The organism is Microbacterium sp. Cr-K32 (assembly GCF_000708345.1).
GTDB classification, from domain to species: Bacteria; Actinomycetota; Actinomycetes; order Actinomycetales; family Microbacteriaceae; genus Microbacterium; species Microbacterium maritypicum_A.
On the sequence record NZ_JARD01000029.1, the window covers coordinates 79,906 to 94,327 of the forward strand.

The 14,422-nt window shown below is 68.6% G+C and carries 15 protein-coding genes; 9 read left to right on the plus strand and 6 right to left on the minus strand.

The genetic code is table 11. The features are described 5' to 3' along the window. Positions 1–55: 55 nt before the first annotated feature. Positions 56–1,102 (plus strand): LacI family DNA-binding transcriptional regulator, encoded by a 1,047-nt coding sequence (locus GZ64_RS0117620; RefSeq protein WP_021199438.1) that lies wholly within the window; start codon positions 56–58, stop codon positions 1,100–1,102. After that, positions 1,099–2,517 (plus strand): glucuronate isomerase, encoded by a 1,419-nt coding sequence (gene uxaC, locus GZ64_RS0117625; protein ID WP_029267999.1) that lies wholly within the window; start codon positions 1,099–1,101, stop codon positions 2,515–2,517. Before GZ64_RS0117620 ends, uxaC begins: the two co-directional genes overlap by 4 nt. Before the next feature lie 3 nt (positions 2,518–2,520). Here uxaC and GZ64_RS19275 read toward each other — a convergent pair whose 3' ends face one another. Then, entirely contained in the window at positions 2,521–3,231 is a 711-nt protein-coding gene (locus GZ64_RS19275) for a helix-turn-helix transcriptional regulator (RefSeq protein WP_197020544.1), read from the minus strand. Between the two features lie 61 nt (positions 3,232–3,292). Here GZ64_RS19275 and GZ64_RS0117635 point away from each other — a divergent pair, with 61 nt between their 5' ends. Further along, the gene (locus tag GZ64_RS0117635; protein WP_029268001.1) at positions 3,293–4,429 is read left to right on the plus strand and encodes an epoxide hydrolase family protein; all 1,137 of its coding nucleotides are present in this window, start codon (positions 3,293–3,295) and stop codon (positions 4,427–4,429) included. Between the two features lie 27 nt (positions 4,430–4,456). Here the strand turns inward: GZ64_RS0117635 and GZ64_RS0117640 are convergent, their stop codons facing one another. Continuing rightward, a complete protein-coding gene (locus tag GZ64_RS0117640) occupies positions 4,457–5,071 on the minus strand; it encodes a class I SAM-dependent methyltransferase (protein WP_029268003.1) in 615 nt (204 codons plus the stop codon). A gap of 93 nt (positions 5,072–5,164) precedes the next feature. Between GZ64_RS0117640 and GZ64_RS0117645 the strand changes: the two genes are divergently transcribed. The 3 genes from GZ64_RS0117645 to GZ64_RS0117655 are packed head-to-tail and all read left to right on the plus strand — an operon-like array spanning position 5,165 to position 7,528. After that, positions 5,165–5,701, plus strand: a complete 537-nt coding sequence (locus tag GZ64_RS0117645) for a Chromate resistance protein ChrB (protein WP_021199433.1) — start codon at positions 5,165–5,167, stop codon at positions 5,699–5,701. Beyond that, a complete protein-coding gene (locus GZ64_RS0117650) occupies positions 5,698–6,894 on the plus strand; it encodes an MFS transporter (RefSeq protein ID WP_029268004.1) in 1,197 nt (398 codons plus the stop codon). The genes GZ64_RS0117645 and GZ64_RS0117650 overlap by 4 nt, the downstream gene beginning before the upstream one ends. A 43-nt stretch (positions 6,895–6,937) precedes the next feature. Next, positions 6,938–7,528, plus strand: a complete 591-nt coding sequence (locus tag GZ64_RS0117655) for a DUF2165 domain-containing protein (RefSeq protein WP_029268005.1) — start codon at positions 6,938–6,940, stop codon at positions 7,526–7,528. Positions 7,529–7,549: 21 nt separating this feature from the next. On the opposite strand, the gene GZ64_RS0117660 is transcribed toward GZ64_RS0117655, so the two are convergent. After that, positions 7,550–7,993 (minus strand): VanZ family protein, encoded by a 444-nt coding sequence (locus GZ64_RS0117660; protein WP_029268006.1) that lies wholly within the window; start codon positions 7,991–7,993, stop codon positions 7,550–7,552. Between the two features lie 276 nt (positions 7,994–8,269). Between GZ64_RS0117660 and GZ64_RS19550 the strand changes: the two genes are divergently transcribed. Then, positions 8,270–8,470, plus strand: coding sequence for a hypothetical protein (locus GZ64_RS19550; protein ID WP_051668214.1), 201 nt, complete (start codon positions 8,270–8,272; stop codon positions 8,468–8,470). A gap of 16 nt (positions 8,471–8,486) precedes the next feature. Here the strand turns inward: GZ64_RS19550 and dnaB are convergent, their stop codons facing one another. Further along, positions 8,487–9,860 carry a replicative DNA helicase gene (gene dnaB, locus GZ64_RS0117670; RefSeq protein ID WP_017829839.1) on the minus strand — a complete coding sequence of 458 codons (1,374 nt, stop codon included), beginning with the start codon at positions 9,858–9,860 and terminating at the stop codon, positions 8,487–8,489. 531 nt (positions 9,861–10,391) lie between these two features. On the opposite strand from dnaB, the gene GZ64_RS0117675 reads away from it, so the two are divergent. Both GZ64_RS0117675 and GZ64_RS0117680 read left to right on the plus strand, forming a co-directional pair. Continuing rightward, positions 10,392–11,378, plus strand: coding sequence for a hypothetical protein (locus GZ64_RS0117675; RefSeq protein ID WP_029268007.1), 987 nt, complete (start codon positions 10,392–10,394; stop codon positions 11,376–11,378). Between the two features lie 101 nt (positions 11,379–11,479). Further along, positions 11,480–13,015 (plus strand): hypothetical protein, encoded by a 1,536-nt coding sequence (locus GZ64_RS0117680; protein ID WP_029268009.1) that lies wholly within the window; start codon positions 11,480–11,482, stop codon positions 13,013–13,015. Between the two features lie 199 nt (positions 13,016–13,214). On the opposite strand, the gene GZ64_RS0117685 is transcribed toward GZ64_RS0117680, so the two are convergent. Continuing rightward, on the minus strand, positions 13,215–13,562 hold the full coding sequence (locus GZ64_RS0117685; protein ID WP_021199426.1) for a hypothetical protein: 348 nt from the start codon (positions 13,560–13,562) through the stop codon (positions 13,215–13,217). Next, entirely contained in the window at positions 13,559–14,401 is an 843-nt protein-coding gene (locus GZ64_RS0117690) for a hypothetical protein (RefSeq protein ID WP_051668215.1), read from the minus strand. Before GZ64_RS0117690 ends, GZ64_RS0117685 begins: the two co-directional genes overlap by 4 nt. Positions 14,402–14,422 lie beyond the last annotated feature (21 nt).

Below are 14,422 nucleotides of genomic sequence, written 5' to 3' on the forward strand. Positions count from 1 at the left end.
GGCAATTGTTAGCAATTCATTGCCAGTAATTGCCATCTTGTGATTCTGTTGCCCCATGTCGTCCCCCACACCGCCTTCGCACCGGCCGACGCTCGCCGATGTGGCCGATGCCGCCGGCGTCGCGATCTCCACGGCGTCGCGCGCCCTCGCCGTCCCCGGCCGTGGCAACCCCGGCACCCGCGACCGCATCATCCGCGTCGCGAAGGACCTCGGCTACACGCCCACCGCCGCCTCCGGCACGGCATCGACGCCGTCGACCCGCATGGTCGCCGTGCTGGTCTCCGACGTCACGAACCCGTTCTACTTCGGGATCATCCGCGGTACCCAGCAGGCCCTGCGGGTGGCGGGCTACTCGCAGATCCTGGTGCACACCGAGGAGTCCCCCGAGATGGAGGAGAGCACCCTCGAAGAACTGCGCAGCTCCTACGACGGAGCGATCCTGACCGCGTCCCGCCTGTCCGACGAGCGGCTGGCCGAGCTCAGCACCGAGCTCCCCCTCGTGGCCCTGAACCGTGCCGTGCCCGGAGTGCCGTCGGTGTTCATCGACACGCCGCTCGGCTTCGACCAGGCCGTCGAGCACCTCGCCTCCCTGGGGCATCGACGCATCTGCTACGTGGCCGGTCCCCCGACCAGCTGGGCGAGCAATCTCCGCTGGCGGGCCGTGGCGGCCGCGTGCGAGCGCCTCGGGATCGAGCACACGAAGGTGGGGCCGTACCAGCCCCGCACGAAGGCGGGAGCGGCGGCGGCGGATGCCGCACTGAACACCGGTGCGACCGCCTGCGTGGCTTTCAACGACCTCCTCGCGATCGGCATGCTGATCCGGCTCAAGGAACGCGGCGTGCGCGTTCCGGAGGACATGAGCATCGTCGGCTGCGACGACATCTTCGGCGCCGACTTCTGCAACCCGCCACTCACGACCCTCACCGCTCCGATCGAGCAGGCCGCACGCCTGTCCGTGTCGATGCTGCTCGACCGCCTGCAGAGCGAGCGCATCGGAGCGGGCGCGCTCAACCGACGGCACATCGCCGCACTGCCCACCCACCTGACCGTGCGGGAGTCGACCGGCTCCGCACCCCGCCGCACCCCTGGAGGAGACTCATGAACACTGCGCTCAGCCCGCACGCCGACCGACTCCTCCCCGCCGATCCCGGCGTGCGCGAGCTCGCCCGCCGGCTGTACGACGCGGTCGCTGCGGCACCGATCCTGTCGCCGCACGGGCATGTCGACGCCGCGCTGCTCGCCGACGACGAACCGTTCTCCGATCCTGCGACGCTGTTGATCACTCCCGACCACTATGTGCTGCGCCTGCTCCACGCCGTCGGTGTGCCCCTCGGCGCGCTGGGTCGCGGAGCCGCACCCGCCGATCCGCAGGAGGTGTGGCGGGCGTTCTGCGCGAACTGGGACGTCTTCCTCGGAACGCCGGTGCGCTACTGGTTCGAGTCGTCGCTGTCCGAGGTGTTCGGGGTGACCGAGCAGCCGAGCGCGGGCAATGCCGATGAGCTGTACGCACACATCGACGCGCAACTGCGAATCCCCGCATTCCACCCACGGGCGCTGTTCGAGCGCTTCCGCATCGAGGTGCTCGCGACGACCGACGACCCCGCCGACGACCTCGCCGCGCATGCACGACTGCGCGACGATCCGTCCTTCCGCGGGCACGTGCTTCCGACGTTTCGCGCCGACCGCTACATGGATCCGTCGGCCGAGGGATGGTCGGCTGCACTCTCGGAGCTGTCGGAAGCTGCCGACACCGATGCCGCGAGCTACGCCGGGCTGCTCGACGCCCTGCGCCGCCGACGGACCGCATTCCGGGCGGCGGGCGGCACGGCCACCGACACCGGTGTGCTCGACGCCGGCTCGCAGCCGCTGACGAGTGCCGACGCAGAGCGCATCCACGCCGCCGGGCTCCGGGGGGACGTCACCACGGAAGCCGCGACGGCATACCGCCGCAACATGCTGTACCGACTCGCCGAGATGTCGTCTGAGGACGGACTCGTGATGCAGCTGCACCCGGGCGTGATCCGCAACCACCACCGAGACACGCTCGCGCGCTTCGGCCCGGACAGCGGACACGACCTGCCGGATGTCGCCGCCTTCACGCGTCCGCTCACCCCGATCCTCAACGACTTCGGCACCGACGAGACGTTCCGGATGGTGCTGTTCACGGTCGACGAGACCGCGTTCAGTCGAGAGATCGGTCCACTCGCCGGCTTCTACCCGTCTGTGTACGCCGGTGCACCGTGGTGGTTCCTCGACACCCCCGACGCCATCTCCCGCTACCGCCGGTCGGTGACGGACAGCGCCGGTTTCACGAAGACCAGCGGGTTCGTCGACGACACCCGGGCCTTCTGCTCCATTCCCGCTCGCCACGACATGTCCCGACGACTCGATGCGGGCTACCTGTCCACTCTCGTCGCAGAGCACCGCCTCACCGAGGAGCAGGCCTTCGCGCTGGCGCACCGCTTCGTCGACGACATCCCGCGGACGACCTTCCGACTGCCCAGTGCTCCCGCCTGAGCCTCACGAAGTGGAGGTCTCCGTGACACGACGCACGACGTACTCGACGACATCGCCCTCCGGGATCGCGCGGGGTCGGAAGCGCACCCCGGTCGGCACCCGCGGAATCATGCGATCGACGCGGAAGATGCGCCAGTCGTCTCGATCGAGGTCCCACGCGAGCAGGTACCAGACCGGCCCCCAGCTCACCAGCCGCTGCGGTTCGGCATGCCGCGGCTCTTCGCTGCCACCCGGCTTCGCGTAGCCGAAGCGGAGCCGTTCGTGACCGCGAATCGCCGCGGCGACCGTGCTGAGTGCTGCGAGATCGAGTGGGGGTTCGGCCCCGGGAACCACGCTGGTCGCCTTCCGGATCGCGTCGACACGGCGGCGGAGGCGGGCGGGCATCACCTGCTCCAGCTTGGCGAGGGCGGTGAGCGAGGTCTCTTCGACGCCGAGCCGCCAGGTCGCCGCCGCCCCCAGGCCGACCGCGACGGCGACGGCTTCGTCATCGTCGAGCAACAGTGGAGGCATCGCCGCCCCCGCGGCCAGCCGGTACCCGCCGGCGACACCGGGTCGCGCGTCCACGGGATAGCCGAGCGAGCGGAGCTTGCCGATGTCGGCGCGCACGGTCCTCGTGCTCACACCCAGTCGGTCGGCGAGTGCGGAACTCGTCCAGTCCCGTCTGAGCTGAAGCAACGACAGCAGTTCCAGCAGACGGGCCGAGGTCTCGAGCATGTCTGATCCTCTCAGCAAATGCGGAAGCTGGTCTTCCGCATTGCCTGAGAGCGTGAACAGCATGACCCAGAACACCTCTCTCACCCCTTTCCGCATCGACATCCCGCACAGCGCCGTCGATGATCTTCACGATCGCCTGACCCGTATACAGTGGCCGCTTGCCGTGCCCGGTCGAGACGATCGCGCCGACTTCCGTCGGGGCACCCCGCTTCCGTATCTGAAGGAGCTCGCCGAGTACTGGCGCGACGGCTTCGACTGGCGGGCGCAGGAGGCGACCCTCAACATGCACGAGCAGTTCACCACGGTCATCGAAGGCCAGACGTTCCACGTGCTCCACGCGCGGTCGGCGAACCCGCAGGCCACGCCGCTGCTCCTCAGCGACAGTTGGCCGGCGTCGTTCGTCGAGTACCTACGACTGATCCCGTTGCTGACCGACGAGTTCCACGTGGTCATCCCGTCGTTGCCCGGCCTGGGCTTCTCGAACCCGCTGTCCGGTACCGGGTGGGACCTCGCACGGACGGCGGAAGCCTACGCCGAGATCATGACACGCTTCGGCTACGACCGGTTCGCGACCCACGGCACCGACGTCGGCACGGGCATCACCGGACGACTTGCAGGGATCCACCCCGACCGCGTCATCGGCACCCACTTCGGCAGCGACCGCGTATGGCTCGGGCTGGTCGGCAACATGTTCCCCGCCCCCGAGGGCCTGTCAGAGGAAGAGCTCGCCCAGCTCGAGGCCGCACACGTCGCGAGTGCGGCAGAGCGCGGCTACATCGGCATGCACAACCATCGACCGGACACGATCGGACCGGCGCTCACGGACTCGCCCGTCGGTCAGCTCGCGTGGATCGTCGAGAAGTTCAAGCGCAGGACCGATGAGGGGTTCCTGGCACCGGAGGTAGACCGCGACCAGCTCCTGACGAACGTGAGCCTGTACTGGTTCACTCGCAGTGGCGCTTCCGTCGCGCAGTTCTTCTACGAGTCGGAGCACGCCGAGCTCGACTTCGCCGTGCCGGCAGGGGTACCGGCCGGCTGGGCCGTGTTCGACACCCATCCGCTGATTCGGCGCACGATGGATCCGACCGGTGCGATCAGCCATTGGAGCGAGTTCACCGAGGGCGGGCACTTCCCGGCGATGGAGGAGCCGGAGCTTCTCGCCGAGGACATCCGGAAGTTCTTCCGCAGTCTCGCCTGATCGACACCGCACGTCCGCACGCTGCGATCAGAACGCGACGGCGCTGATCGACGCGTGCGGACGCCGTCCGTCCTGTACCCGCGCATCGCTGTCGAGCACGGAGAATCCCGCGCATTCGAGCAGCGCCGACATCCCGTCCACCGACCAGTAGTGCGCCGTGGTGACCGCGTGCGGGAACGGCTCGCCGTCCGTCCCGTCGAAGAACCCGATCAGCAGGTGACCGCCCTCGCGGATCGCGCGCCGAGCGGCCGCGAGCAGGGCCGGCAACTCATCCGGAGCCGCATGGATCAGCGAGTACCAGGCGAGCATGCCACCGAGTGAGCCCGCCGGGACGTCGGCGTCGGTCAGCGACGCCACCCGATACGGCACCTGCGGGAACCGTGCGGAGGCATCGTCGACGAATTCCGGCACGAGGTCGATGCCCTCGGCGTCAGCGCCTCGATCGACGAGGAAGGCGGTCCAGTGCCCGGGCCCGCAGCCGACATCGAGAATGCGCCCGTCGATGCCATCCGCCCAGCGTCCGATGCGCTCCCGGTCGATGTCATCCATCTGCCCGATGTCACCGAACAGCTCCGTGTACTCGGTGGCACGCGCGGCATATCCGTCGCGGATGCGCACGTCGCTCCCGGAGTCATTCGCCAAGGCTCGCCCCTCCCTGTCTGCTCGCGATCGCTCCCCTCCACGGTATCCGGCAACTCTTCGCCGAAGGGATGTAACGACTGTTACATTCTCACTGTGACGAATCTCGATCGTTGGCTCGTGCTCCTGGTACAGGTGCCCGCAACTCCCTCGAGGCACCGTGTCGCGGTCTGGCGAGAGCTGCGCCAGTTCGGAGCGGTCCCTGCGGGGCAGGGAACCTGGGTGGTCCCGGAGGTTCCGGCGTGTGTCGCGGGAGTCGAGCGCGCCCGCGCCCTCGCTCAGCGCGGCGACGGCGCCATCCTCGTACTCCGCACCCAGGCAGACGGGGGCGACACCGCCGCGCTTCGAGAACTCTTCGATGCTGCGCGGGCCGATGACTGGACGGAGTTCATCGCCGACTGCAGGAAGTACGAGGCCGAGATCGCGCGCGAGATCGACAAGAAGAAGTTCACTCTTGCCGAGCTCGAAGAGGAGGAGCAGAGCCTCGATCGCCTGCAGCGGTGGCATCGCACCATTCGCAGCCGCGACGTGTTCGGATCCCCTTCATCCAAGGAGGCCGACCGTGAACTCGCCACATGCGTCGCCGAGCTCGCGCGGTTCACCGACCTCGTCTACCAGGCCGTTCACGCGTGAGCGAGCCGGCGGTCGCCGCGCGGACGATCGCCCCGCTCTACGCCGCGGGGTTCGTCACTGCTTTCGGCGCCCACAGCATCGCGGCCGGCATCGGGGCGACGGGGCAGGACATTGGTCTCGACCTCCTGCGGATGGGCGCGCTCCTGGCTGTCTACGACCTCGCCGAGGTGTTCCTCAAGCCGGTTTTCGGTTCGCTGGCCGACCGCATCGGCGCCAAACCCGTGATCGTCTTCGGGCTCCTCGCCTTCGGGATCGTGTCGCTCGTGGGGCTGTGGTCGTCGAACACCATCGCCCTCGCCGTCGCGCGGCTCGGGCAGGGCGCGGCGGCGTCGGCATTCTCGCCGGCCTCTTCTGCAACGGTCGCACGGCTCGCAGCCCCGGGCGCGAAGGGGCGATACTTCGGCAGATACGGTTCCTGGAAGGGACTCGGCTACACGCTGGGTCCACTCATCGGCGCCGCACTGATCTTCACGGGTGGCTTCGCGCTCCTCTTCACCATTCTGAGCGCCGTCGCGATCCTGACCGCGTTCTGGGTGGCGGTCACCCTCCCCCGCCTCGATCCCCTCCCGCGCCCGCGTTACACCGTCGCAGACCTCGTCCGCCAGACGACCGAGCGGGGGTTCCTCGTGCCTACCCTGGCCCTGGCAGCCTCCACAGGGGCACTCGGCGCATCGATCGGCTTCCTCCCCGCCATGGCGAGCGGCCAGGACGCGCCATTGCTCGCGAGCATCGCGCTCGCGTCCGTCCTGGCACTGAGTTCGACGCTCACTCAACCCTGGGCGGGAAGACTGCGCGACAGCGCCCATATGAGCGATCGAGCGGGGATGGCGCTGGGCCTTGCGACCATCACCACCGGCACCATGACGGCCGCACTCGTCCCCGCACTGCCCGGGCTCTACGTCGCCGCGGGACTTCTCGGAATCGGGATCGGCTTCGCCACACCATTCGCGTTCGCACACCTCGCCGACACGACACCGCACGAGCGTATGGGCCGCACGATGGGCACGGCGGAGCTCGGGCGCGAACTCGGGGATGCCGGCGGGCCCGTGCTCGTCGGCGGCATCGCGGTCGCTGCGACACTGCCGATCGGACTCGCCGCGCTCGCACTCGTCGTCGCGGCGGCCGGAGTGTCGACGCGGATGCTCCCACGCTTCCCGGAAACGACCCGGGATCCCCGTCGACCGCGTGACTGAGGCCATCCTCGACGCGAGGACAGCCGACCGATACTGTCTGGTCATGACTACGACCGACGCACCGCTGCGCTCACCTCGTTGGCACCTTCTCGGCTCGCTGCCCTTCGCCGCAGCCGCGCTCGTCCTCGTTAACGGGCTCTACATCTTCCTCGTCGCCCTCGGCAACATCACCGACTACGGCACGAACTTCGACTTCGTGCAGCACGTGCTCGCGATGGACACCACGAACTTCGGCCAGGAGACCGGAAAAGGTCTCGACCCTGACGTGATGTGGCGGGCGATCGACAATCCCGTGCTGTGGAACATCGCGTACATCGGCGTGATCATCTGGGAGTCGCTGAGCGCGATCGTCCTGATCGTCGCGGTCGTGTTCTTCGTGCGCGGATTCCTCGGCCACGGCTTCCACGCCGCCCGCGTGTGGTCGTCGATCGGACTCGTGATGATCATCCTGCTCTTCGTGGGCGGATTCATCTCCATCGGCGGCGAGTGGTTCCAGATGTGGCGCTCCACGTCGTGGAACGGGCTCGACCCCGCCTTCCGCAACTCCGTGATCGCCGGCATCGGTCTGGTGCTGCTGCACCTCCCGTCACCCCGATGGGATGACGCTCCGCCTCGGCGCGACGCCGCCCGATAGGCGCGTGGGCCCACGGCGTCCTCACGAACGCCGTCGCCCCAGGGCCCAGAGCCCTCGCACGATTCCCACCGCGACGGCGCCGATGATCCCGCCGATCGTGTTCCACACGATGTCCTGCACGTCAGGGACACGCCCAGGGATCGCGGCCTGGACACTCTCGATCGCGAACGACGCACAGAAGACGAGCACGGGCGCGAGCATCCAGAGCCGCCGGCTGAGCGCAAGCGCCACCGCGGCTCCGAGAGGGACGAAGAGCAGTGCGTTGAGGGTGCTCTCCACCTCGATGAAGGTCATCGGCTCGACCAGAGGCGCCGCGAAGACATGGGCGAGGTCCATGAAGAGCGCACGAGCAGGGCTCGCGAACCGGCGCGGCGTCAGCGTGACGGCGACGACCGCCGGAGCCGCGAGGCCCGCGACGAGGAACCGCGGGCCGGACGACGGGCGAGAGTGAGCGGAGTGAGCCATACGCCCACCTCACCGCATCCGATGTTGCGTGAGCGTATGCGTTTCGGTCGGTAGCATTCGGGGGTGGAGAGCGAACCGCGATGGAATCTGACCGTCGGGCTCTGGCTCATCTACACGCCGGTCCCCTCCGGATTCGGCGACGGCGTGGTGGGTCGGGGCTGATACCTGACCGGGGCGCTGCACCGTGACTTCCGGGAAGGGCGGGCCGAAGGGTACGACTGGAAGATCGAACCCGACGGCTCCTGGAGCATCGCAGAGCGCCTCGTCGTCTTCGCGATGAGCGAGAACGGCGACTACCTCGCCTGGGACACCGGTGCCCGAGACGACGACGGCGAACTGCCGATCTTCCACACGTCTCGCTTCAACTCACTGACGCGCATAGGTGACGACCTCTATGAAGCGATCGAATGGCTTCGTCGAGGCGACCGCGAACCGGATCCCCTCGACTTCACTCCCCTCGCTCCCACCCCGCTGTGAGCGACGGAGCCGACGCTCAGTTGAAGTCGCCGCCGGGGGCCATGTCCATGAAGCGCGAGTAGTGCCCCTGGAACGCGACGGTGATCGTCGCGGTAGGTCCGTTACGGTGCTTGGCGACGATGAGGTCGGCCTCGCCCGGACGCACGTCTTTGTCGTACACCGAGTCGCGGTGCAGCAGGATGACCATGTCGGCGTCCTGCTCGATCGAGCCCGACTCTCGCAGGTCGCTGATCGCGGGCTTCTTGTCGGTGCGCTGCTCGGGACCACGGTTCAGTTGCGAGAGGGCGATGACCGGAACCTGCAACTCCTTGGCGATGAGCTTGAGGCTTCGGGAGAACTCCGAGACCTCCTGCTGACGCGACTCGACGCGCTTGCCCGAGGTCATCAGCTGCAGGTAGTCGATGATGACCATGCGCAGTCCTTCGCGCTGCTTCAGTCGACGGCACTTCGCCCGGATCTCGACGAGGGTCATGTTCGGGCTGTCGTCGATGTAGAGCGGGGCGTCGTTGATGCGCCCTCGGGTGGCGGCGACGGTGGTCCAGTCGCGCGGGTCGAGGTTTCCCTTTCGCATGTTCTGCAGCGGGATCGCACCCTCGGCGCTGAGCAGACGCATGGCGATCTCGCTCTTGCCCATCTCGAGGGAGAAGAAGACGGAGGGGAGGTTGTGCCCGATGGATGCGGCGCGCGCGAAGTCGAGCGCGAGCGTGGACTTACCCATGGCGGGTCGAGCGGCGACGACGATCATCTGCCCGCCGTGGAGGCCGTTCGTCAGTTCGTCGAGCTCTTTGAAGCCGGTCGGCACTCCGGTCATCGATCCGTCGCGGCCGCTGGCGGCCTCGATCTCCTCGAGCGCGGCGTCGACGGCGATCTGCAGCGGGACGTAGTCTTCGGCGGTCTCGGATCCGGTGATCGAGTAGATCTCGGCCTGCGCGTTGTTGACGATGTCGGTCGCATCGCCCTCACCGGCGTACCCGAGCTGCACGATGCGCGTGCCCGCATCGACGAGCCGGCGCAGGATCGCGCGCTCGGAGACGATGCCCGCGTAGTAGCCGGCGTTGGCCGCCGTGGGGACGATCGACGTCAGCGTGTGCAGGTAGTCGGCACCGCCGGCGCGGCCGAGCTCGCCTGTCTTGATGAGCTCGTCGGTGACGGCGACGACATCGGTGGGCTCACCGTGCGAGTACAGCGAGAGGATGGCCTCGAAGATGAGCTCGTGCTTCGGGATGTAGAAGTCGGCACCCTTGAGCGTCTCGATCACATCGGCGACCGCATCCTTCGACAGGAGCATTCCGCCCAGCGCGCTCTGCTCGGCGAGAAGGTCGTGGGGAGGCGTGCGTTCCGGCGCGCGCTTCGCGCCCATGCGCTCCTCTGAGATGTCAGCGATCGACACAGTCTTCCCTTCGATGCGACGTTTCCGATGCGATGTTCTGATGAGACGCTTCGACGGCGGGGCCCGTGCGGCCTTCGGCCCTCACACCGCTCTGAACAGCAAAACAGCTGCCTCCGACATTCGGTCGCCCGCCCACGCTACGAGCGACTGTTTCCACATGCAAGACGGCCTGTGGATAACTCTGTGGAGAGCGTGCGAACAAACTCGGAGTGTCTGTGCACAACGGGTGTGGATAACCCCGTGGAGGACCGGGATACGAAACTTTTTAATTCCACTTGAACTGGCTTTTATCGTTTCCCCAGCCTGTGGATGGAAATCAGTTTAAATCGGGCATTGAAGGTTGCCCTCCGCGGGGATGGGATGTGTAGAACTTGGGGAAAGTCAAGCCGAGATTTCTCCGGGCGCGTCACACCCGGACATCCCCGGAAACGCGCGGAGAACCCTCTAGACACGACGTCCGTGCGCGAGTATCGTCAGCCCCAATCGACGCAACGGCGTCGACGTACGTTGCCTTCGGAGGGGGAGGTCGACGTGGACGTTCGGGCCACCCGACGCGGCATACCTGCCGCCGTCTTCTGGGGTGGCATCGGCGTGCTCGCCTGGGCGACGCTCACGGTTCTCCTCGCGGGCGGATCCGCGCACGCGGACGAACAGGACGGCCCGCTCGACGGACTCACCTCGCTCGTCAGCGACACGGTGTCGGCCGTCACGGCCCCCGTGACCCCGGTCGTCACGCAGGTGGTCGCCCCCGTGGTGACACAGGTGGTCGCGCCCGTGCAGCAGGCCGTCCCCGCCGTGGTCGCCACCGTGACCGAGCCGATCGTGAACGCACCCGTCGTCGGTCCGGCCGTCGCACCCGTTGTGAACACCGTGACCGAGACCGCGACCGCGGTCGTCACACCCGTCACCGATGCCCTGACCGACGCACCGGTCTCTCAGATCACCGATCCGATTCTCGACGCGGTCTCCCGCGTCCCCGTGGTCGGCGGACTCGTCTCCGACCTCGGGCTGATCTCCGCGGTGGGTGACGTCGTCGGCGTCGTCGATGACACCACCGCTCTTCTCGGGAACGTCACGAACGAGACGGTTCCGCCCGTGCTCGAAGCGCTCAACCCGACGACGCCGCCCGAACCCGGCGAAGGCCCCACGGACGTCGCCGAAGCCCCGGTCACTCCGACGGCCGCCCCCGCGACGGAGAGCTCCGCAGCGACCCCGGCGGTTTCGCCGACAGCTGTACGGTCGACCGTGTCCCCGCCGTCTGGCGCGCTCTCCACCGCGATCAGCGCCACCACCGAACACGCTACTTCTGTGCCCACTGCTCCCCCGTCGGGGAGCCCGCCAGGCACCACAGTCCCCGCGTCCTCCTCCGCCGGTTCCGGCGGCGGGAGCGGCGCATCCCCCGCGCGCCTCAGCGACGCGAACTCTTCTCCGCTCCGTGCTGGCGAGCGGACATCCGGCGCCTCCGACGACGAGCTTCCCTCGTCGACGGTCGCCGACACCGACGTCTCTCCTGACTGACGGATCGTCACGTCGTTCCCCCGGGAACGACAGATGCCGTGCTGCGCGCGCATGTGATCGCGCGCACCCATCAGACGATCCATCCAGTCAGGAGAACGATCATGCGTACTTTCATCAAGCGGGCCCTCTGGGGCACGCTCATCGCCGGGGGCATCACGCTCCTCGGCGCGACGGCCGCGAACGCGGCTGAGACGACCGGAGACGACGGATTGCTCTCCGGCACACAGGTGGAGACAGCGATCACCGCACCGATCTCGGTCGTGAACAACGCGATCTCGGTGCTGAGCGACGCCGTGTCCACCGCGCCTGCTCCGGCTCCGGCGCCCGGGCCTGCCCCGGCACCCGCACCCGCGCCCGCGCCTGCCCCGGCACCCGCACCCGCACCCGCACCCGCACCCGCACAGACGAGCGGTGACTCGGGCACGGCATCCGGCACTCAGGCCGCGGTGACCGTGAACCTTCCCGTCACCGTGTCGAACAACGCGGTGAGCGTGCTCGACACATCGACGACCAGCGCCCCGGCCGCCACTTCCCCGAGCCCGGCTCCCCAGGCCGAAGCGCCTCTCGTGACCACGAACGGTCTGGACGGTGTGCTCTCGGGCACGCAGGCGCTGCTCGCGGTCAACGCACCGGTCACCGTCACGGGCAACGCCGTGTCGCTGGTCGGCGACACCGAGAGCACCACTCCGAACGCGCAGGGGGCCGCAGCACCGGCCTCCTCCGCTCCCGTGGGTGCGACCACATCCGGTGACGACGGCATCGGCAGCGGCACACAGGTCATCGCGCCCATCACGGCACCGGTGACGGTGTCGGGGAACGCGATCTCGTTGCTCGGTGACACGAGCTCCACGGGAACCGGCACCGCCGGCTCGACCGCTCCCCCCGCTCCCGCCACGTCGGCGGGAACGTCGGGCGAAGACGCGATCCTCGGCGGCACGCAGGCGACGGCGCCCGTCACGGCACCGGTCACGGTGTCGGGGAACGCGATCTCCGTCCTCGACGACGCCACCGTCACCCGCACCGGCACCGGCACCGGTGGAAACACCACCGCACCGGCAGCCCCCGCCACCGGAGGCAACACCACCACCGGAACCGACAGCGTCCTCGGCGGCACCCAGATCACGGCACCCGTCACCGCCCCCATCGGCGTGACCGGCAACGCGATCTCCGTCCTCGACGACGCCACCGTCACCCGCACCGGCACCGGCAGCAGCACCGGAGGAACCGCCCCCACCACCGGAGGCAACACCACCACCGGAACCGACGGCATCCTCGGCGGCACCCAACTGGCGCTGCCGATCAGCCTTCCCATCACGCTGGGCGGAAACGCCATCTCCGTGATCGGCGAGGCGACGGTGACCGACCCCGGCACGGGAACCGACCCCGGCACCGATCCCGGCACCGACCCCGGAACGGATCCCGGAACCAACCCCGGAACCAACCCGGGAACGACGCCCGGAACGACTCCGGTCTCGACGGCCGGAGCCGCCTTCGCCTCGGGCGCGGCGACGACCGGTCAGGCGTCAGGGCTCGCGATGACCGGCGCTCCGTCGCCGGTCGGACTGCTCGCACTCGCCGCCGTCCTGCTCCTCCTCGGAAGCGCCGGACTCCTGCGACGTCGTCTCGTGACGGCGTAGTGAGGACGCCGGTGGTGCGGCCGTCCTCGGGGGAGGAGACCCGCACCGCCGGTGCGCCGCTGCGTCCACCCCACACGTCGACGGATTCGTAGCCCCCAGCTCACACCGTCGTTCGACGCCGGCGCAGAATGGGCGGATGCCCCGTGGAAACCCCACCCACGGGGCATCCGTCGCGCCTGCGCACAGGCGTTCCACGAGGTCAGGGGATGTCGTCGACCTCGCCGTACGGGATGATCGCGGCCCGGTATCGCTCGACGAGTTCGCGCCATCCGAAGCCCTCGGTGTACTCGTGCTCGTAGACGGCTTCGGTGAAGTGCCACAGCAGATACGGATGCGCGCCGAGACCGTAGAGCGCGCCGTAGTCGCGGTTGACGAAGGCGGTGCGCTCCTCGGGGGTCAGCACCCGGTCGTCGGCGACCGCGTCGGGCCCCGCTCCCCCGGCGAGCCACCCGTCGACGAACCCCTCGGTGTCGGCGACGTAGGCGTTCACGTTCGCGGTGCTCATCTCGACGGCGCGGATGAACTTGTTCATCATGTACCGGCTCACGATGCGGCCCTCCAGAGGAAGAACGGACTGGAGGCGAAGCGCGAGGTCGTGGCCTCCGCGAGTTCGGCCGGGCGCCCCTGCATGGCGGCGAGCGCGGCGACGATGTTCACGTACTGGTACGTGACGTTGCCGGCGGCCATGATGCGGTCGAACCGGCATCCGGCGATCGCCCCGTCGAGGTCGCCGTCACGCATCCACCCGACCGCCTCGGCGTCGAACTCCGGATCGGGCGAGCCGTTGAACGTGCGCGGGCCACCCACGTCGGTTGCCATGTGCCCCGAGGTGAGCAGGCCCACTCTGACGTCGCTGTCCCAGGACTCGACCGCGGTGCGCAGGTGGTGTCCGAGAGCGGCGAAGCGGGCGGCGGTCGGCAGCGGAGGCAGGATCGAGTTCGCGTGGATCGGCACGATCGGCAGGTCGAGCTCCGGACGCACGTACTGCAGCGGCAGCACGAAGCTGTGGTCGAGCCGCCACTCGTGCGAGACCGAGAAGTCGATGGTCTCGGGCAGCACCTCGCGGCCGGTGATCTGGGTCGCCAGCTCCGGGTTGCCGGTCAGTTCGGCGTACTCCATCCCGAAGGTGCGCACCTCGTTCTCGTAGGTGCCGTGGTACGAGGCGGCTTTGCCGACGATGAAGGCAGGTGAGTTGTCGGAGAAGAACTGCCGCACGTGGTCGGTGCCGAGCACGATGAGAGTGTCGACCCCGGCATCCGAGATCGCCTCACGGATGCGACGGAAGTTCGCCTCGACCGTCACGAGATCGTCGGGCATCGGCTCGCGCATCGCCCGCCACAGCAGCGGGTTGTGCGGGGTCGCTGCGGCCATCACCAGTTCAGCCACGTTCGGCTCCTTCCTTCGCGC